Raw genomic sequence first — 19,323 nt, forward strand, 5'->3', positions numbered from 1 at the left:
CATTATCTCGGGGCAGCGGGCGCATTTCACTGCATCTCGCCCGCACGGCGTGCGCGCCACCCTCGAAGCTCTGGCAGACTTGTGTACTGCACGCGCTCGTTCGTGCGTGCATTCCGCCTTGGTGTAACGGCAGCACGACAGCCTTTGGAGCTGTTAGGACTAGGTTCGAATCCTGGAGGCGGAGCGCACCGCCAAGCCAGAACTGGGAGATTTCGTGACCGACTCCAGACTCGCGATCATCATCCTGGCCGCCGGCCAGGGAACGCGAATGAAATCCGAAACCCCGAAACTGCTGCACACGCTCGCGGGGATACCGATCGTCAGCCACGTGCTGGCCACGGCGCGCGAGCTCGACGCCGCCTACACCGTCGCGGTGGTGCGGCACGAGCGGGATGCCCTGGTCACCGTCATCACCGACGAGTTGCCGAACGGGCTCATCGTCGACCAAGACGAGATCCCGGGCACCGGCCGCGCGGTCGAGCAGGCCATCGCGGCCCTGCCCGACGACTTCGACGGCGACGTGCTGGTCGTCAACGGCGACACCCCCATGCTCGACGTGCAGACCCTCGCCGGACTGGTCAACGAACACCGCCAGGGCGGCGCGGCGGCCACCCTGCTCTCGGCCTACCTCGACGACCCGTCGGGCTACGGCCGCATCGTGCGCGCGGCCGAGACCGAGGGTGACCGGCCGAACGGCCGCATCGGCCGAAACGGCCGGGTCGACCGCATCGTCGAGCATCGCGACGCGACCGACAGCGAGCTGGCCATCGCCGAGATCAACGCCGGCGTCTACCTGTTCGGCGTCGCCGAGCTGCGCGACCTGCTGCCGCAGCTGACCATGCACAACGCCCAGGGCGAGAAGTACCTCACCGACATGATCGAGCTGCTGCGCAGAGCCGGCTCCGACGTGACCGTGCTGCCGGTGAGCGAGTCGTGGCTGGTGGCCGGCATCAACGACCGCGCCCAGCTCAGCGAGGCTGCGGCGAAGATGAATGCCCTGATCATCCGGGGCTGGCAGCTCGCGGGCGTCACCGTGCAAGACCCGGCGACCACCTGGATCGACCTCAAGGCCACGTTCGAGCCCGACGTGACGCTGCTGCCCGGCACCCAGATCAAGGGCGCCACCGTCATCGCCCGCGGCGCGATCGTCGGCCCCGACACGACACTCGTCGACTGCGAGGTGGGCGAGGGCGCGATCGTGAAGCGCACCGACGCCACGCTGAGCGTCATCGGGGCCGGCGCCGAGGTGGGCCCGTTCTCGTACCTGCGGCCCAACACGATCCTCGGCGCGAAGGGCAAGATCGGCACCTTCGTCGAGACGAAGAACGCCCAGATCGGCGACGGCAGCAAGGTGCCGCACCTGTCGTATGTCGGCGACGCGCACATCGGTGTCGGTTCGAACATCGGTGCCGGCTCGATCTTCGCCAACTACAACGGTGTGGTGAAGAGCGAGACCGAGGTCGGTTCGCACGTGCGGCTGGGATCGCACAACGTGTTCGTGGCCCCCGTTACAATTGGTGACGGAGCATACAGCGGCGCCGGAACAGTGGTGCGCAAGAACGTTCCGGCGGGCTCGCTCGCCATGAACATCGCTCCGCAGCGAAACCTCGAGGGGTGGGTGCAGGCGCACCGTGCCGGCAGTGCAGCCGACACAGCCGCGCAGGCGGCCCTCGCGGCCCAGGCGGCAGAGGCCGCGCTGGGCGAGAACGGCAAGTCAACAACAACGGGCGAGCGCGCCGACAGAACCGGAGAATAAGTGTCTGAGATCACCTCGAACGGCGAAAAGCACCTGGTTCTGGCAACCGGCCGGGCGCATCCCGAGCTCGCGAGAGCGATCGCCGACGAGCTCGACACGACCCTGATCGGGTCGACCAGTCACACCTTCGCCAACGGCGAGCTGTACGTGCGGTTCGACGACAGCGTTCGGGGCAGCGACGTGTTCGTCATCCAGTCGCACTCGACCCCCATCAACGAGTGGTTGATGGAGCAGCTGATCATGGTGGATGCCCTCAAGCGCGCCTCGGCGAAGAGAATCACCGTCGTGGCGCCGTTCTACCCCTACGCCCGGCAAGACAAGAAGCACCGCGGCCGTGAGCCGATCTCGGCCCGCCTCGTCGCCGACCTGTTCAAGGCGGCCGGAGCCGACCGCATCATGTCGGTCGACCTGCACGCCCCGCAGATCCAGGGTTTCTTCGACGGCCCCGTCGACCACCTCTTCGCGATGCCTGTGCTCATGGAGCACATCCGTCAGAACTACGACATGGGCGAACTCACCGTGGTGTCGCCCGACATGGGCCGGGTGCGGGTCGCCGATGTGTGGAGCGACAAGCTCGGCACACCGTTGGCGATCATCCACAAGCGCCGCGACCCGCTGGTGCCCAACCAGGTCACGGCCCATGAGATCGTCGGCGACGTGAGTGGGCGCTGGTGCCTGCTCGTCGACGACCTGATCGACACCGGCCGCACCATCGTCGCCGCCTCAGAGGCGCTCAAGAACGCCGGCGCGAAGGGCGTCATCGTCGCTGCGACGCACGCGGTGTTCTCCGACCCGGCCACAACGATCCTGCAGTCAGACTTCATCGACTCGGTCGTCGTCACCGACACCCTGCCCGTTCCCGCCGAGAAGCGTTTCGCGTCGCTGACCGTTCTGCCCATCGCGCCGCTGCTGGCCCGCGCCATCCATGAGGTGTTCGACGACGGGTCGGTCACCTCGATGTTCGACGGCGACGCCTAGAACCGTTCCAACGAAATATTCGCGCGCATCCGGCGGTTGAGAAGAGCATGACCACGACTACCGACTTCGTTCCCGCGGCCGACTCCATCACGATGTTCTCCACCTCGTGGTGCGGCTACTGCAACCGCCTCAAGAAGCAGCTCGACAAAGACGGCATCGCCTACACCGAGGTGAACATCGAAGAGGTCGAGGGCACCGCCGCCCTCGTCGAGTCGCTGAACGGCGGCAACCAGACGGTTCCGACCGTGCTCTTCCCCGATGGCAGCAGCGCCACCAACCCCTCGGCGCACGAGGTGAAGAGCCGCCTCGGCCGCTGACGCTCGACCCGCTGCCGATGTGCGCGGCAGTTCGGCATGACCGCGGTCGTTCGAACCACCGCGGATCTGCCGAAGTACCGCGGATGTGCCCCGCGGCAGCCCGACGCGACCCGCCTCACGTTCCGACGGTCGGATCCTGCACTGTCGGATAGCTGGGAATCAGGCCGAGCGGCGCCACTGGCTGCCTGTCGCCGCCGTACGCGCCGACCGTGTAACACTGCCAGCCGACCCCGCCGGGGCCGAAGAACTCGAACTGCACCCGGCTGCCTGACGCGGTGAGGGTGCGCGAGAGCGAGGCCACGGTCGCGGCACACGCGGCCTGCGCCGTCGACTTCGCCAGGCTGTAGGTGGTGAGGATGCCCGGCAGCACCAGCGCGACGATGCCGAGCACGACGAACGCACGCATCACCCGCAACCGCCGCCGGCTTCGCACGGGCCGGGAGTGCGGCTCGTACCCGGCCAGCTCTGGATGGTCGTCGTACTCGCTCATCGCACCCTCGCCGCCATCACCGTCGCGCTCGCCGTCAGGCGATCCAGCCCGCCGTCAGCTGCGTGACCGCGCTGCCGTCGAGGTCGCGCAGCTTCAGGCCGGCGAATGATGTCGCACCGTCTGACGATTGCACGCGCAACGGAACATCGTCGCCCACCAGCGCACCGACGATGACGTCGGCCACGCCGCCCGCCTCCTGCGCCGCTGCGAACGCACCGCGCGTGCGCTCGATGTAGTGGTCGAACGCCTCGGCGTAGGGCCCGTCGGCGTCGACAGCCGCCCCGCCGATACCGACGTTGTCGACGAAGCTCGTCGCCACAGCTCCCGGTTCGACGATCACGACGCGAACGCCCACCGCCGCCGCCACCGGATGCAGCGACTCCATCATGCCCTCGACCGCGAACTTCGCGGCGCAGTACGCCTCGTTGAACGGCTGCCCGACGACCCCGCCCACACTCGAGACGGTCACGAGCGAGCCGCTGGATGCGCGCAGGTGCGCCATCGCGGGCTTCGTGACGTTGATGACGCCGAAGTAGTTGACCTCCATGACGCCGCGGATGGCGTCGACGGAGTCTTCTTCGACCGTTCCGACGTGCCCGGCTCCCGCGTTGTTCACGACGGCGTCGAGGCGACCGTACTGGGCGGCGACGTCGTTCACGAGCGACTCCGCGGCTGCGGCGTCGGTGGTGTCGAGCATCCGCACCTCGACGCGGTCTGCCACACCGAGTGCTTCGGCCGCGCTGCGCAGTTCTGCGTCGCTGCCGGCGCGCCGCACGGTGGCCACCACATGGAAGCCCACCTGCGCGGCCGCCACCGCCGTCGCCAGGCCGATGCCCGTCGACGTGCCGGTCACCAGGGCCACCGGGCGCTGTGCTGCAGAGGAGCCGTCGTCGCTCTCGTCGCTCACGTCGCTCATCAGTGCGAGCTGCCCTCTGACTCGATCTCACTGCGGTCGCCCGACCACAGGGTGTGGAACGTGCCCGGCATGTCGACCCGCTTGTACGTGTGCGCACCGAAGAAGTCGCGCTGCGCCTGCACGAGCGACGCCGGCAGCCGCTTCTCAGCCAGCGAGTCGTAGTAGCTGAGCGCCGAGCCGAAACCGGGAACCGGGATGCCCGACAGTGCGGCCGTCGACACGATGCGGCGCCAGGCGGCCTCGCCATTCGCGACCGCCGAGGCGAAGTAGGGGTCGGCGAGCAGCGTCTTCAGCTCGGGGTTCTTGTCGTAGGCCTCGACGATGCGGTTCAAGAACTGCGCGCGGATGATGCAGCCCCCGCGCCAGATCTTCGCGATGTTGCCCTTGTTGATGTCCCAGCCGTACTTCTCGGCGCCGGCGATGATGGCGTCGAACCCCTGCGCGTAGGCGACGACCTTCGAGGCGTAGAGTGCGGCGTTCACGTCGTCGGCGAACGAGTCGCCCACCTCGACCGGGGTCGGGCGCGACTCGATGACCGCCTGCGCGGCCTCGCGCTGCTCGGGGTGGCTCGACACGGCACGGGCGAACACGGCCTCGGCGATGCCGCCGACCGGCACGCCCAGGTCGAGGGCGTTCTGCACGGTCCAGACACCGGTGCCCTTCGAGCCGGCCTGGTCGAGCACGATGTCGACGAACGGCCTGCCGGTCTTGGCGTCGACTTGCTTCAGAACCTCGGCGGTGATCTCGATGAGGTACGACTCGAGGTCGCCCGAGTTCCACTCGGTGAAGACGTCGGCCGCCTGAGCGGGGGAGAGGCCGCCGATCTTGGTCAGCAGGTCGTACGACTCTGCGATCAGCTGCATGTCGGCGTACTCGATGCCGTTGTGGATCATCTTCACGAAGTGCCCGGCACCGCCGGTGCCCACGTGGGTGACGCACGGCTCGCCCTCGGCGACGGCAGCGATCGACTCGAGAATCGGGCCGAGCGTCTCGTACGACTCGTTCGAGCCGCCGGGCATGATCGACGGGCCCTTGAGCGCCCCCTCCTCGCCGCCGGAGATACCGGTTCCGACGAAGTGGATGCCCTTCGCCGTCACGGCCTCCTCGCGGCGGATGGTGTCGGTGAACAGCGCGTTGCCGCCGTCGACGATGATGTCGCCCTCGTCGAAGAGGTCGGCGAGCTGCGAGATCACTGCGTCGGTGCCCTTGCCCGCCTGCACCATGATGATGGCGGTGCGCGGCTTCTGAAGCGACGCCACGAAGTCTTCGATCTTCTCCGAGGCGACGAATCCGGCCTCCGGATGCTCGTCGACGAGGAGCTGTGTGCGCTCCGGCGACCTGTTGTACACAGCCACCGTGTTTCCTTCGCGACTGGCAAGGTTTCGCGCTAGGTTTGAGCCCATCACCGCTAGTCCGACAACACCGATGTTCGCCGTCGCTTCGCTCGTTTCAGCCATTGTTCTCCTTCTGGGTACGTCGGTTTCCAGCGTAGCGGGTCGGTCTCGTCGCAGCTCGGGTGGGGGCCGGCTGGCGCAGGGGATTGACCCCCGAATGAGGGGTGATATGTGGGGAGTTCTCCCCACTACGATCGACAACGGGTGGGGGGATCCTGCGCCCGTCAACTGAACATGAGCGAAGGATTTGATTTAGTGACCACTCACGCCATCCGAGGAACTTTTTTCGACTTCGTGGACGACCCCTGGAAACATGTCGGCGATGAGGAGGCTTCTGCCCGCTTCGTCTCCGACGGCCTCCTCGTCGTCGACGACGGCATCATCGTCGCGTTCGGCCCGTACGACGAACTGAGCGCCGAGTACGGCGACGTCGAGACCACGCACATCGAGCACCGCATCATCACCCCGGGTTTCATCGACGGTCACATCCACTTTCCGCAGACGCGTGTTCTGGGGGCGTTCGGCGAGCAGCTGCTGCCCTGGCTGCAGAAGTGGATCTTCCCCGAGGAGGCTCGCTACGCCGAGCGCAGCTACGCCCACGAGGCGGCTGGGCGATTCTTCGACAATCTGCTCGCCTCGGGCACGACGACGGTTCAGGCTTTCACCTCGAGCGCCCCGGTGTGCACCGAAGAGTTCTTCGAAGAGGCCACGAGGCGCAACATGCGCGTCATCTCGGGCCTCACGGGCATCGACCAGAACGCTCCCGACTACTTCGTCGACACTCCCGAGAACTTCTACGCCGACAGCAAGGCGCTGATCGAGAAGTACCACAACGTCGGCCGCAACCTGTACGCCATCACGCCCCGGTTCGCGTTCGGCGCGAGCCCCGAGCTGCTGCAGAAGTGCGCGCAGCTGAAGACCGAGCATCCCGACGCCTGGGTGCACACGCACATCTCAGAGAACCCCGCCGAGGTGCGTGGCGTCGGCGCCGTGCACCCCGGTGCCGACGACTACCTCGCCGTGTACGAGAAGTACGACCTCGTCGGGCCCAAGTTCACCGGCGGTCACGCGGTGTGGCTGTCGAACTCGGAGTACAAGCGCATTCACGACGCCGACGCGGCCGTCACCTTCTGCCCGAATTCGAACCTGTTCCTGGGCAGCGGAATGTTCCGGCTCGGCAAGGCCACAGATCCCGACGAACGCGTGCGCATGACCTTCGGCACCGACATGGGCGGCGGCAACCGCTTCAGCATGCTCGCCGTTCTCGACGGGGCCTACAAGGTCGGCATGATCAACAACACCCTTCTCGACGGCAGCGTCGACCCCTCGCTGAAAGACACGGCAGAGGCTGAGCGCAACAAGCTGTCGGCGTACCGTGCGTTCTGGTCGATCACCCTCGGCGGCGCCGAGGGTCTCTACATCGACGACCGCGTCGGAAGCTTCCAGGTGGGCAAGGAGGCAGACTTCGTCGCCCTCGACTGGACGGCGGGCCCTCCCGGGGCCGACTGGCACTCCAGCCTGATCGCCGACGGTGGCGACCCTGTTACGGTCGACGATGCCGCGAACATGCTCTTCGGCATCATGATCGTCGGCGACGAGCGCGCGGTCGACCAGACCTGGGTCATGGGCACGAAGGTCTACCAGCAGTCGATCGTCGACGAGTCGACCTACTCGGCGGTCTGACCCACTGTGACCACGACCGACACCCGGGCCGCTTCTGCGGCGCTCAGCCAGCCCGTCTCGCTCATCATCGAGCGCAGGGTCATTCCCGAAAGCAATGACCTGTACCGCGAATGGCAGAAGCGGCTCGGGGTCGTCATGGCCACCTGGCCCGGCTTCATCGACCGCAAGGTCATCGAGCCGTCGCCGCCGACCCAGGACGACTGGATTCTCATCCAGCGTTTCGTCAACGCGCAGGCCGCGCGCGACTGGCTGCAGAGCGCCGAGCGTTCGGCGTTCATCGACGAGATCAAGGGCCACTTCGTCGGGCAGGAAGACGTGCACCTGGTCACCGAAGACGAATCGACGGCCAAGGCTGCGTCGATCATCGTGACCAGCCACGTCGAGCCGGGCGGCGAAGACGCCTTCCTCACCTGGCAGCGCAAGATCTCGGCGGCCGAGTCGAGCTACCCCGGCTTTCTCGGCCACAAGATCGAGCGCCCCACGCCCGGTGTGCAAGAAGACTGGACGGTCATCGTCACCTTCGACACCGACCAGCACCTCGAGGCGTGGCAGAACTCGCAACAGCGGGCGCGGCTGCTGAAGGAAGGCGAGGCCTACAACTCGAACATGCGTGTCTCGCGGTCGAGCTACGGCTTCAACTTCTGGGCGCCCGGTCGGCCGAGTCGCGCGACCATCTTCAAAGACAATCTGCTCGTGCTGCTGGTGCTGTATCCCATCGTGTTCCTGTGGGGGTACTTCATCGGCGGCCCCCTGCTCGAAGACAACGGCGTGCCGTTCTGGGCGAGCCTGTTCATCGGCAACGTCGTGAGCACCCAGCTGCTCGGCTGGTTCGTCGCGCCCTGGATCTTCAAGGTTTTCGACTGGTGGCACAACCCGGGGGCAGGGGTACGGCGGAACGTGTACGGCTACCTCATCCTCGCCGTGCTCTACGCCGCCCTGATGGGGCTCGACGCGTGGCTCATCTCTCTCAAGGTGTAGTAGGCTGAACAACTGACTTCGGCGAGGGATGCCCTGCATCCGTGATCGACGCGGTGGACGACGCTTTTTCGCTCTTCGAGCTGGCTCTTCCTCACGCTGACGCGTTCGAGTTGAACACCCACCTTTGAGGAGAAGAACCATGACTGACGAAGACAACAAGATCATCGCCGAGCCGCGCACGTCGTTCGGCAAGGGCGCTGCCCGCAAGCTGCGCGCCGCCGGCAAGATCCCCGCCGTGATCTACGGCCATGGCGCGGAGCCGCAGCACGTGAGCCTGCCCGGCCACGAGGTGTTCCTGCTCATCCGCAAGTCGAACGCGCTGATCGACCTCGACATCGAGGGCAAGCAGCAGCTCGCGCTGGTGAAAGACGTGCAGAAAGACCCCGTACGCCAGATCATCGAGCACCTCGACCTGATCGTCGTGCGCGCCGGTGAGCGTGTGCAGGTCGAAGTGGCCGTGCACGTCGAGGGTGAGCCCGTCTCGGGCACCACCGCCGACCTCGACACCTTCTCGCTGCTGCTCGAGGTGCTCGCCACGAACATCCCGACCAGCGTCGTCGTCAACATCGAGGGCGCCGAGGCCGGCACCCAGATTCTGGCGAAAGACATCGCGCTGCCTGCGGGTGCCGTTCTCGTCGGCGACGAAGACCAGCTCATCGTCGCCGTGTCGGTGCCTGAGGAGCAAGACCTCGGCGACAGCCTGTCGGCTGGCGACGCGTCGACCTCAGACGCCCCGACCCCCGCGTAACCCTGTCTGCAGAAGACCTCTGGCTGGTAGTCGGGCTCGGCAACCCCGGGCCCGACTACGCCGGCAACCGGCACAACGTCGGCCAGATGGTGCTCGACGAGCTCGCCGGCCGGCTGTCGGCGTCGTTCTCCTCGGCCCCGCGCGTGAACGCCCGCGTCGCGACCGGGCGTTCGACGCCGGGCGGCCCGCGGTTCGTGCTCGCGAAGCCGAACAGCTTCATGAACAACTCGGGCGGCCCGACGGCCGCCCTTCTCTCGTACTACGACGCCCTGCCGTCGCACCTGATCGTGGTGCACGACGAGCTCGACATTCCGTTCGACACCCTGCGCCTGAAGTTCGGCGGCGGGCCCGGCGGGCACAACGGCATCCGTGACATCGCCGCGGCCGCCGGCACCGGTGACTTCACCCGGGTGCGTGTGGGCATCGGTCGACCGCCCGGGCGGCAGAGTGCCGCCGACTTCGTGCTGCGCGACTTCACGTCGACCGAGCGTCAGGTGCTGCCGAACATCCTCACCGATGCCGCCGACGCGGTCGAGAAGATCGCAACCGACGGTCTCACCGCAGCTCAGCAGCAGTTCCACTCGCCGCCGCCCGCCTGACGCGGCCCGCTGTCAGAGGGTGCCCGTAGACTTATCCGGTGATCCTCCAGGGCTTAATCGCTGCGCTTTCGCGCGCCTCGACGTTCGAACGCGCCCTGGGCGAGGCGGGTCGCAGCGCCGACTTCTCCCTCACCGACGGGCTGCGTGCTCCGCTGCTGTCGGGCCTGCTCACCCGCCGTGCCGAGAAGCAGCTGCCGCAGGCGATGCTGGTCGTCACCGCGACCGGCCGTGACTCTGAGACCATCAGGGCCGGTCTCGCCTCGCTCGCCCCCGAGGCCGAGATCCTCGAATTTCCGGCGTGGGAGACACTGCCGCACGAGCGTCTCAGCCCGAGCGCCGAGATCGTGGGCAAGCGCATCGCTGCCCTGCGCCGCCTGGCCGAGTGGTCGGCCGAGACCGATCCCCGGCCCATCATCGTGGTCGCCTCGGTGCGAGCGGCTCTGCAGCCCCTCGCCGACAACCTGACCGAGTACGAGCCTGTTCGGCTCGTGAAGAACGGGCGCGGCTACGACCTCGCCCGCCTCACCGGCGAGCTGGTCGATCTCGCCTACTCGCGGGTCGACATGGTCACCCGCCGCGGCGAGTTCGCGGTGCGCGGGGGAATTCTCGACGTGTTCCCCGCCGTCTCCGAGCATCCGGTTCGGGTCGACTTCTTCGGCGACGAGATCGAAGAGATCAAGCTCTTCTCGGTGGCCGACCAGCGCTCGCTCGACACCGAGCTCGACCAGGTCGACCTGCCGCCGAGCCGGGAGCTGCTGCTCAGCGAGTCGGTGCGGCAGCGCGCCCGCGAGATGCAGCACGAGTTTCCGAGCCTCGCCGGCCTGCTCGAGAAGATCGGCCAGGGCATCCCGGTCGAGGGCATGGAGAGCCTGGCGCCCGCCCTCCTGAACCGCCTGGTCACGGTGACGCACTACCTGCCCGATGGCTGCGTCATCGCCGTCATCTCGCCCGAACGCGTGGCGAGTCGGGCAGTGAGCCTCTCTGAGACCAACCGCGAGTTCCTCGCCGCGGCGTGGAGCGCGGCCACCGTGGGGGCCGAGGCGCCCATCGACCTGGCCTCCGGTGAGTTCATCACCCTCAACGACCTCAAGTTCGCGGCCGGGGTGAACCGCCCGTGGTGGACGTTGAGCACGTTCGACAGCGGTACGGCATCCGTCGACGAACACCTGCAGGCCATCGTCGACTCCGACGCCCACTACGTGCGTATCGAGGCGGATGCCGTACCGAGCTTCCAAGGCAACGTCGACGGTGCCCTCGAGCACGTCGCCGCACGGTTGCACGACGGCTGGAGCGTCGCGGTCGTCGCCGCCGGAGCCGGCCTGGTCGAACGCGCCGCCGACGTTCTCGCCGGCCGCGAGCTGCCCGCCCGCATCGTCGACGACTTTCCCGCCGAGCCCGAGCCGGGCATCGCCTACCTCGTCAAGGCCACCGTCGAGAGCGGCTTCGAGCTGCCCGAGACCAAGCTCGCGCTGGTCAGCGAGTCCGAGTTCTACGGCCGCAGCGCCGGCTACGACGGGCGGCAGGTCAAGAAGCTGGCCACCCGGCGCAAGAACGTCGTCGACCCGCTGCAGCTGAAGCCGGGCGACATCGTCGTGCACCAGACGCACGGCATCGGCAAGTTCATCGAGCTCACCCAGCGTGAGGTGTCGAGCGGCGGGCGTCACCCCGTGAAGACCACGCGTGAGTACCTCGCCCTCGAGTACGCGCCCTCGAAGCGCGGCTACCCGGGCGACAAGCTCTACGTTCCGACCGACCAGCTCGACCTGCTGACGCGTTACGTCGGGGGAGAGGCGCCGGCCCTGTCGAAGATGGGCGGCAGCGACTGGTCGAACGCCAAGTCGAAGGCGCGCAAGGCCGTGCGCGACATCGCCGTCGAGCTCGTGAAGCTGTACAGCGCGCGCATGGCGTCGAAGGGGTATGCCTTCGGGCCCGACACGCCGTGGCAGCGCGAACTCGAAGAGGCGTTCCCGTTCGCCGAGACGCCCGACCAGCTCACCACGATCGACGAGGTGAAGGCAGACATGGAGCGGCCCATCCCCATGGACCGCCTGCTCGCCGGCGACGTGGGTTTCGGCAAGACCGAGGTCGCGGTGCGCGCCGCCTTCAAGGCCATCCAGGAGGGCAAGCAGGTCGCGATGCTCGTGCCGACCACTCTGCTCGTCAGGCAGCACCTCGAGACGTTCACCGAACGGTTCGCCGGGTTCCCGGTGCACACGCGCGCGCTGTCGCGGTTCCAGACCGACAAAGAGGTGCGCGAGACCATCAAGGGGCTCGCCGACGGCACCATCGACATGGTCATCGGCACGCACCGCATCCTCACCGAGGGCATGGTCTTCAAAGACCTCGGCCTGGTCATCATCGACGAAGAGCAGCGGTTCGGGGTCGAGCACAAAGACAAGCTCAAGAAGCTCAAGACCAACGTCGACATTCTGTCGATGAGTGCCACGCCCATCCCGCGCACGCTCGAGATGGCGGTCACGGGCATCCGTGAGATGTCGACGCTCGCCACCCCGCCAGAAGACCGGCACCCGATTCTCACCTACGTGGGGCCGAACTCCGACCGCCAGGTCGCTGCCGCGATTCACCGCGAGATGCTGCGCGAAGGCCAGGTGTTCTTCGTGCACAACCGGGTTCAGTCGATCAACCGGGTCGCCGCGCACATCGCCGAGCTGGTTCCGGATGCCCGGGTGGCCGTCGCACACGGCCAGCTGCCCGAGCACGTGCTCGAACAGGTCATCGTCGACTTCTGGGAGCGCAAGTTCGACGTTCTCGTCTCGACGACCATCATCGAGACCGGGCTCGACATTCCGAACGCCAATACGCTGATCATCGACCGCGCCGACAAGTACGGGCTGTCGCAGCTGCACCAGTTGCGCGGTCGTGTCGGTCGAGGTCGCGAGAGGGCCTACGCCTACTTCCTGTACGACGAGGGCAAGCCGCTGTCAGAGACGGCGCACGACCGGTTGTCGACCATCGCTGCGAACAACGAGCTCGGGTCGGGCATGCAGGTCGCGCTGAAAGACCTCGAGATCAGAGGTGCGGGCAACCTGCTCGGCGGCGAGCAGTCGGGCCACATCGCGGGCGTCGGGTTCGACCTGTACCTGCGCATGATCGGCGAGGCCGTCTCGACGTTCCGCGGTGACGTGGCCGAGGGGCAGACCGAACTGCGGCTCGAACTGCCGGTCGACGCGCACATTCCCGAAGACTACGTCGACAGCGAGCGGCTGCGGCTCGAGGCCTACCAGAAGCTGTCGTCGGCCACGTCGCCGACCGCGCCCGACGGCCAGATCGACCAGGTGCTCGAAGAGTTCACCGACCGCTACGGCGAGCCGCCCGAGCAGGTCACCAACCTGATCACCGTGTCGAAGCTCCGCCGGCTCGCGCAACGAACCGGGCTGTCAGAGGTCGTGGCGATGGGGTCGAACCTGCGCGTGGCCCCGGCAACGCTGCCCGACTCGGTGCAGGTGCGGCTGCGCCGCATGTACCCCACGGCCAAGTACCTGGCGGCCGCCGCGGCACTGTCGGTGCCGATGCCGGTCGTGAACGGGGCGCCCCTGCCCGACGCCGACCTCATCGCCTGGGTCGAGAGCCTCCTCGGCGCCATCTTCCCGGCCCCCGCTGTGCCGGCCGCCGCTGCCGCGGCGCCCGCAGACTAGCGCGCTCCGCCGACCCGGACGCCACCTGGCCCACCCCCTTCACCCGGCCGCCCTACCCACCCGGCGTGCCGCGTCGGGCCGACCGCGTCAGAGGTTCTCGCCGCGGTACGTTCCGATGCTCCAGGCGTTGCCCTCGGGGTCGAGGCAGGCGAACTCGAGCGAGCCGTAGTCCTGCTCGGTCAGCGGGCGCATGACCTGCCACTCCGCCGCCACGACCCGGTCGAAGATCGCCGCCGTGTGCGCCGAACTGAGGTACTGCGACGACGAACCCGGCCCACCGACTGCGCCCGACCAGCTCTTCTCGCCGGCGTCAGAGCCGATCATGATGCCGCCGCCCTCCGGCCACAACAGTTCGGCGTGCGCGATCGGTCGCTCGTCGTCGCCTCGGTATACGGCGTGCTCGGTGAACCCGAGCACCTCCACCAGCCACTCGAGCGCTGACTCGGCGTCGGTGAAACGCAGGGTCGGCCACACGCCCGGTGCGGTCGGAGTAACGGGTGCGAGCATCCCATCGCCCGGCGCATTCGCGTCGTCGAGGGCCTGTGCGGGTTCGGCTTCGTCGTTCATGCACCCAGTGTGCGACGCCTGCATCGGTTGCGCCACCCCCAGCTTCGCGCGGTTCGGCCGGCGGCCCGACCCCGCGCCCGCGACCGACGTACGAGGTCGGCCGGCCGCGGCCAGCCCGCGGCCAACGCACAGAGTCCGCCGAGCCGCCGCCTACGCCGAGCCGCTGCCTACACCAGGCCCGCTGCCGCCACGCGCCGGGCGTGCAGCGCCGCCGACCGCACCGCGCCGATGCTGGCCGCGATCACGAGCGCGATCGCCAGCGCCTCCACCCACGTCAGCGCCTGGCCGAGAATCACCAGCCCGGCCAGCGCCGCGATCGCCGGCGCCAGACTCATCAGAATCGAGAACGTTGCCTCGGGCAACCGCCGCAGCGCGAGCAGCTCGAACGCGTACGGGATCGTCGACGACAGCACCGCCACCGCCAGCCCGAGCAGCAGCGCGGTCGGCTGGATGATCGAGACCCCCGCCGAGATCAGCCCGAACGGCAGCGACAGCACCGCCGCGACGGTCATCGCGAGGGCGATTCCGTCGAGCTTCGGAAAACGGCGCCCAGACCGCGACGACAACAGGATGTAGCCCGCCCACGAGGCTCCCGCGCCGGCCGCGAAGGCGACGCCGACGGCGTCGAGAGCATCCGCCCCGCCCTGGCTCAGCAGCACCACCCCCGCGAACGCCAGCACTGCCCACAGCCAGCTCGAGACGCGCCGGCTCACCACGACCGACAGGATGAGCGGCCCCAGCACCTCGATAGTGACGGTGGTACCCAGCGGCAGCCTGTCGAGTGCCTCGTAGAACAGCATGTTCATCGTGGCGAGCACCGCGCCGAACCCCGCCACAGTGAGCCAGTCGCTGCGGCTGTACCCGCGCAGCCGCGGCCGGCACACGACGAGCAGGATGACCGCCGAGAACACCAGGCGCAGCGTGACCATGCCGAGCGCGCCCACCAGCGGAAAGAGCACGACCGCGAACGATGCGCCCACCTCTTGGCACACGAGCCCCGCGATGACAATGCCCACCGGCCAGAGCGTCGCCGGCCCACGCACGGCGTCTCGCACGGCGGCGGTGGAGGGCGGCGGGGTCACCTGTCCACGTTACCCGCGGTTCGGGGGCGCACGGTTCGGGTGCCTGAGCGGATGCCCGGTGCGGGCTCAGTCGGCCGGCGCCTCCGTCGACGAACGGCTCACTCGACGGGCGGCGAACGGCTCGGCCGGCGAACGGGTCCGTCGACGAGCGGCTCACTCGACGAACGGCTCACTCGACGAACGGCGAGTCTGCCGGCGCGGAGTCGAGCGCCTCGTCGTCGACCCCGACTGCCGTGCGCTGGTACGCCCGCGACCGCGCCGCCACCAGCAGCGACGCCGCCACGATCGACACGGCTGAGCCGAGCAGTACCGCCAGGGTGCCCTCGTCGATCACGAGATCGACGCCCTTGAACGCCAGCTCGTTCATCAGCAGCGACACCGTGAAACCGATTCCGCCGAGCCCACCGATCATCACCAGGTCGGGCAGCGTCAGCACGCTCGATCGTGGTGCGTTGCGCCCCACGAGCCGGTTGCCCAGCCACCCCGCCACGGTGATTCCGAGCAGCTTGCCGACCGGCAATGCCACCAGAATGCCCCAGAACGCCGGGCTCAGCTCGGTGATTCCCACCGACGGAATCATCACGAGCGCCGCCGAGAACGCGAACAGCGGCAACACGATCGCATTCGACCACGGCTGCAGGGTGTGCGCGGTGCGCGCTGCAGGCTTCGCGGCCATGACCAGCCCGAGCGCCACGCCCGCGATCGTCGCGTGAATGCCCGACTGGTACACCAAGTCCCACGTGAGCAACGCGATCAGCACCATCAGCACACCGATCGCGACACGCAGGCCGCGGTTCGTCAGGGCACCGGATGCCCCTTCGCGACCACCTCGGGCGAGCATCCAACTCAAGCCAGCGAACACCGCGACACACGCGACCGCCCCCGCGAGCGCCGGCAGGTTCAGCGAGGTCGTGAAGAAGACCGCGATGATGAGAATGGCCACCAGGTCGTCGAGCACCGCCAGCGCCAGCAGAAACACCCGTACCTTGCCAGGCAGCGCCCGCCCGAAGATCGCCAGCACGCCCAGCGCGAAGGCGATGTCGGTCGCCGTCGGAATCGGCCAGCCGTCACCGTACGGGCTGCCGAGGTTGAAGAGCAGGTAGACGCCGGCGGGCACGATCACGCCGCCGAGCGCGGCGATCGCAGGCAGCAGCGCCTTCGCCGGAGAGTTGAGCGAGCCCGCGACCAGCTCGTGCTTCAGTTCGACCGCGACGATGAAGAAGAACACCGCCAGCAGGCCGTCACTGGTCCAGTGTTCGACCGACAGGTCGAGGTTGATGGCCGGGAACCCGATGTGCGCGGCATTGATCGAGAGCAGCTCGGCGCCCGCGCCCGTGTTGGCGAGAATCAGCCCGAGGGCGGCGGCGACCAGCAGAATAGCGGCCGCGTTGCGTTCGGATCGCAGAAAGCTCATGGGCACATCTTCGCAGGCTCGGCGTGCAGACGCAGAGGGTTCGTGCGCTCACGCAGCGGCTACAGTCGAATCCGAGCCTGTCTCGCCCGAATCGGAGGATCACCGTGACCATCGACGCCACCCAGCCCGCTCCCTCCAAGCTCGACGAGCTCATCGCCGTCACTGCCCGCCTGCGCGCGCCCGGCGGATGCCCGTGGGATGCCGAGCAGACCCACGAGTCGCTCGTGAAATACCTGCTCGAAGAGTCGCACGAACTCATCGACGCCATCGAGACCGGCACCCGCGAAGACCTGCTCGAAGAGCTCGGTGATGTGCTCTACCAGGTGATCTTCCACGCCGACCTCGCCGCGCACACGCCGGGCGAGCAGTTCGACATCCAGGATGTCGCCGCGCAGATGACCGCGAAGATGGTGGGCCGGCACCCTCACGTGTTCGGCGACGTCACCCTCGAGACCGCCGACGACGTCGTGGCGGTGTGGGACGACTTCAAGGCCGTCGAGAAGCCGTCGCGCACGAGCATCCTCGACGGCATCCCGCAGGGCATGCCCTCCCTGGCCCTCGCCGACAAGCTGCTCGGCAAGGCGCAGAAGATCGGGCTGCTCGACGCCGATGCTCCGCAGAGCATCCCGGTGTCGTCTGAAGACGAATTGGGGCCGCTGCTGCTCGCGATCGTTGCCTCTGCCAAGTCGCAGGGGCTCGACGCCGAGCGTGCGCTGCGCTCCACCCTGCGCGACTTGCAGGGTGAGATCCGCGAGGCAGAGACGGATGCCCGGGCCGATGCCGCTGCGGCCGACCCCGATCTCGATGCCGACGCCGGCATCATCGCCCTCCCTGCCGCCGACTGACGCGGAACGGGCGGCCCACAGCGTGACCTCGACGTATTCCGCCGAGCTTCGGTTCTGGGCCGCCCGTTCGGGGCGCTGGCACCCCGTGACGGACTGGCACAATTGAGGCATGGCCCAGACAATCACCCCGCCCCGCGGCATGCGCGACTTTCTGCCGACCGAGAAGGCGGCGCGTGAGCGTGCGCTCGGCATCATCCGCCGCTCGTACACCGCGCACGGTTTCGACGAGATCGAGACCCCGGTGATGGAAGACATCGAGCGCCTCCACTCGGGCCTCGGTGGTGACAACGAGAAACTGAGTTTCAGCGTTCTGAAGCGCGCCATTCCTGCCAGCGAGCTCGAGCGGGCCGCAGCGAACGACGACGCGCAGAGCCTCGCCGACCTGGGCCTCCGTTTCGACCTCACTGTTCCGTTGGCCCGGTTCTACGCCAGCCATCGCGGCGAGCTTCCGAGCGTGTTCCGGGCCATCCAGATCGCGCCGGTCTGGCGTGCGGAGCGACCGCAGAAGGGGCGCTACCGCCAGTTCGTGCAGTGCGACATCGACATCATCGGCGAGCCGAGCCAGCTGGCCGAGGCCGAGATCATCACGGCCACCCTCGCCACGCTCGACGAGCTGGGGCTCGAGGGCTGCACCATCCGCATCAACGACAGGCGGCTGCTGACCGCGATGCTGAACGTGTTCGGGTTCGCCGAGGCCGAGCATCCGCAGGTCTTGATCACTGTCGACAAGCTCGACAAGATCGGTGCCGAGGGTGTCGTCGCCGAGTTGCGCGACCGTGCGGTCACCCCCGACGCGGTCGACGCGCTCGACGCCTTCTTCCACCGCGTCACCACGCTCGAGTTCAACCCGTTCGGTGTGCGCGCCATCACCAAGGCGCTGCCGCACGGGGTCGACCCGGCGATCATCGACGAACTGGCTGCCCTCGCCGACGTGATCGACCCCGCCGTGCTCGTGTTCGACCCATTTCTCGTGAGGGGCATGGGCTACTACACCGGAACCATCTTCGAGATCGCTCACCCCGACCTGTCGTTCTCGCTCGGCGGGGGAGGCCGCTACGACGGCATGATCGGCCGCTTTCTCGGCCAGGACGTCGCCGCCTGCGGCTTCTCGATCGGCTTCGAGCGCATCGTCGACCTCCTGCAGTCTGAGCAGGTCGGGCTTCCGGATGCCCTGCTGCTGCTGCACGACCCCGACGCCTCACCGGCTCAGCTCCTGGGCCTCAAGACGCAGCTCATCGCGGCCGGCACCCGTGTTCGCCTCGAGCGCCGCACCAAGAACACCCAGGCCCAGCTCACCCGCGCCGCCGCCGCCGGCTTCACCACCTTCGCCTTCGTCACCCCCACCACCCACGCCCTCGCCGACCTCACCCCCAAACCCCTCTAGAGTCGACGGCGGGGCGGCTGAGTAAGCGCTGAGCGAACGGTTTTGGTTTATATATAGTTCGGCTATACAATCAATTAAGTGAACAGCGAACTATCAGCACTTCTCGGTGACCTCGTCACGGTCACCCACCGTCTCACCCGTCTCGCGGCCCAGGCCACGGGAGAAAACACCTCACCAGCCGCCTGGCGCACTCTGAGCGTTCTGACATCGGCCGGCCCCATGCGGCTCGGTGAACTCGCGGCCGCGAGCCGCGTCAGCCAGCCCACGATGACCAAGATCGTGCGCAACCTCAACGAGCTCGAGTGGATCAAGCGCATCGCCGACAGCTCGGATGCCCGGGCCTGGCTCATCGCGATCGCCCCGAAGGGCGAGCGTGCCCTCGACGATTGGCGTTTCCGCCTCGGCGTCGCCCTCGAACCCCTCTTCGCCGACCTGTCGAGCCGTGAGCTCGACGTGCTGGCCGAAGCGACCGACCTCATCGGCGACCGCGTAGGAGTACAGGAGCTGGCAGCCTGA

The 19,323-nt window shown here is 68.0% G+C and carries 17 protein-coding genes and 1 tRNA gene; 12 read left to right on the forward strand and 6 right to left on the reverse strand.

Annotated elements, in window-relative coordinates:
* Window positions 1-112 precede the first annotated feature (112 nt).
* The 4 genes from V3W46_RS11395 (at window position 113) to V3W46_RS11410 (ending at window position 3,051) form a co-directional block, all read left to right on the forward strand.
* Window positions 113-184, forward strand: a tRNA-Gln gene (locus V3W46_RS11395).
* 30 nt (window positions 185-214) lie between these two features.
* Window positions 215-1,756, forward strand: a complete 1,542-nt coding sequence (glmU, locus tag V3W46_RS11400; RefSeq protein WP_331783239.1) for a bifunctional UDP-N-acetylglucosamine diphosphorylase/glucosamine-1-phosphate N-acetyltransferase GlmU — start codon at window positions 215-217, stop codon at window positions 1,754-1,756.
* Window positions 1,757-2,734 carry a ribose-phosphate diphosphokinase gene (locus V3W46_RS11405; protein ID WP_331783240.1) on the forward strand — a complete coding sequence of 326 codons (978 nt, stop codon included), beginning with the start codon at window positions 1,757-1,759 and terminating at the stop codon, window positions 2,732-2,734.
* Window positions 2,735-2,781: 47 nt separating this feature from the next.
* A complete protein-coding gene (locus tag V3W46_RS11410; RefSeq protein ID WP_331783241.1) occupies window positions 2,782-3,051 on the forward strand; it encodes a mycoredoxin in 270 nt (89 codons plus the stop codon).
* Between the two features lie 115 nt (window positions 3,052-3,166).
* On the opposite strand, the gene V3W46_RS11415 is transcribed toward V3W46_RS11410, so the two are convergent.
* From V3W46_RS11415 to gndA, 3 genes are read right to left on the reverse strand one after another with little or no spacing between them, the layout of a single operon-like run.
* Window positions 3,167-3,541: a hypothetical protein gene (locus V3W46_RS11415; protein ID WP_331783242.1), complete on the reverse strand. Its 375-nt coding sequence runs from the start codon at window positions 3,539-3,541 to the stop codon at window positions 3,167-3,169.
* Between the two features lie 34 nt (window positions 3,542-3,575).
* The gene (locus V3W46_RS11420; protein ID WP_331783243.1) at window positions 3,576-4,457 is read right to left on the reverse strand and encodes an SDR family NAD(P)-dependent oxidoreductase; all 882 of its coding nucleotides are present in this window, start codon (window positions 4,455-4,457) and stop codon (window positions 3,576-3,578) included.
* Window positions 4,457-5,914, reverse strand: coding sequence for an NADP-dependent phosphogluconate dehydrogenase (gene gndA / locus V3W46_RS11425; protein ID WP_331783244.1), 1,458 nt, complete (start codon window positions 5,912-5,914; stop codon window positions 4,457-4,459). Before gndA ends, V3W46_RS11420 begins: the two co-directional genes overlap by 1 nt.
* A 192-nt stretch (window positions 5,915-6,106) precedes the next feature.
* On the opposite strand from gndA, the gene guaD reads away from it, so the two are divergent.
* The 5 genes from guaD to mfd all read left to right on the forward strand — a co-directional run bounded on the left by guaD (window position 6,107) and on the right by mfd (window position 13,515).
* Window positions 6,107-7,534: a guanine deaminase gene (gene guaD / locus V3W46_RS11430; protein WP_331783245.1), complete on the forward strand. Its 1,428-nt coding sequence runs from the start codon at window positions 6,107-6,109 to the stop codon at window positions 7,532-7,534.
* Window positions 7,535-7,540: 6 nt separating this feature from the next.
* Window positions 7,541-8,512, forward strand: coding sequence for an antibiotic biosynthesis monooxygenase (locus tag V3W46_RS11435; RefSeq protein ID WP_331783246.1), 972 nt, complete (start codon window positions 7,541-7,543; stop codon window positions 8,510-8,512).
* Window positions 8,513-8,651: 139 nt separating this feature from the next.
* The gene (locus tag V3W46_RS11440; protein ID WP_331783247.1) at window positions 8,652-9,260 is read left to right on the forward strand and encodes a 50S ribosomal protein L25/general stress protein Ctc; all 609 of its coding nucleotides are present in this window, start codon (window positions 8,652-8,654) and stop codon (window positions 9,258-9,260) included.
* A 2-nt stretch (window positions 9,261-9,262) separates the two neighbouring features.
* A complete protein-coding gene (gene pth / locus V3W46_RS11445) occupies window positions 9,263-9,859 on the forward strand; it encodes an aminoacyl-tRNA hydrolase (protein ID WP_331783262.1) in 597 nt (198 codons plus the stop codon).
* Between the two features lie 38 nt (window positions 9,860-9,897).
* Window positions 9,898-13,515, forward strand: coding sequence for a transcription-repair coupling factor (gene mfd / locus V3W46_RS11450; RefSeq protein ID WP_331783248.1), 3,618 nt, complete (start codon window positions 9,898-9,900; stop codon window positions 13,513-13,515).
* Window positions 13,516-13,602: 87 nt separating this feature from the next.
* On the opposite strand, the gene V3W46_RS11455 is transcribed toward mfd, so the two are convergent.
* From V3W46_RS11455 to V3W46_RS11465, 3 genes are all read right to left on the reverse strand, one after another.
* Window positions 13,603-14,082: a VOC family protein gene (locus V3W46_RS11455; protein ID WP_331783249.1), complete on the reverse strand. Its 480-nt coding sequence runs from the start codon at window positions 14,080-14,082 to the stop codon at window positions 13,603-13,605.
* A 167-nt stretch (window positions 14,083-14,249) separates the two neighbouring features.
* A complete protein-coding gene (locus V3W46_RS11460; protein ID WP_331783263.1) occupies window positions 14,250-15,125 on the reverse strand; it encodes an EamA family transporter in 876 nt (291 codons plus the stop codon).
* 208 nt (window positions 15,126-15,333) lie between these two features.
* The gene (locus V3W46_RS11465; RefSeq protein WP_331783250.1) at window positions 15,334-16,578 is read right to left on the reverse strand and encodes a Na+/H+ antiporter NhaA; all 1,245 of its coding nucleotides are present in this window, start codon (window positions 16,576-16,578) and stop codon (window positions 15,334-15,336) included.
* Between the two features lie 104 nt (window positions 16,579-16,682).
* Between V3W46_RS11465 and V3W46_RS11470 the strand changes: the two genes are divergently transcribed.
* From V3W46_RS11470 to V3W46_RS11480, 3 genes are all read left to right on the forward strand, one after another.
* Window positions 16,683-17,423 (forward strand): MazG family protein, encoded by a 741-nt coding sequence (locus V3W46_RS11470; protein WP_331783251.1) that lies wholly within the window; start codon window positions 16,683-16,685, stop codon window positions 17,421-17,423.
* 109 nt (window positions 17,424-17,532) lie between these two features.
* Complete coding sequence (gene hisS, locus V3W46_RS11475) at window positions 17,533-18,807, forward strand: histidine--tRNA ligase (RefSeq protein WP_331783252.1); 1,275 nt, start codon at window positions 17,533-17,535, stop codon at window positions 18,805-18,807.
* Between the two features lie 78 nt (window positions 18,808-18,885).
* On the forward strand, window positions 18,886-19,323 hold the full coding sequence (locus V3W46_RS11480; RefSeq protein ID WP_331783253.1) for a MarR family winged helix-turn-helix transcriptional regulator: 438 nt from the start codon (window positions 18,886-18,888) through the stop codon (window positions 19,321-19,323).

The organism is Subtercola sp. YIM 133946, assembly GCF_036553535.1.
Taxonomy (GTDB): Bacteria; Actinomycetota; Actinomycetes; order Actinomycetales; family Microbacteriaceae; genus Subtercola.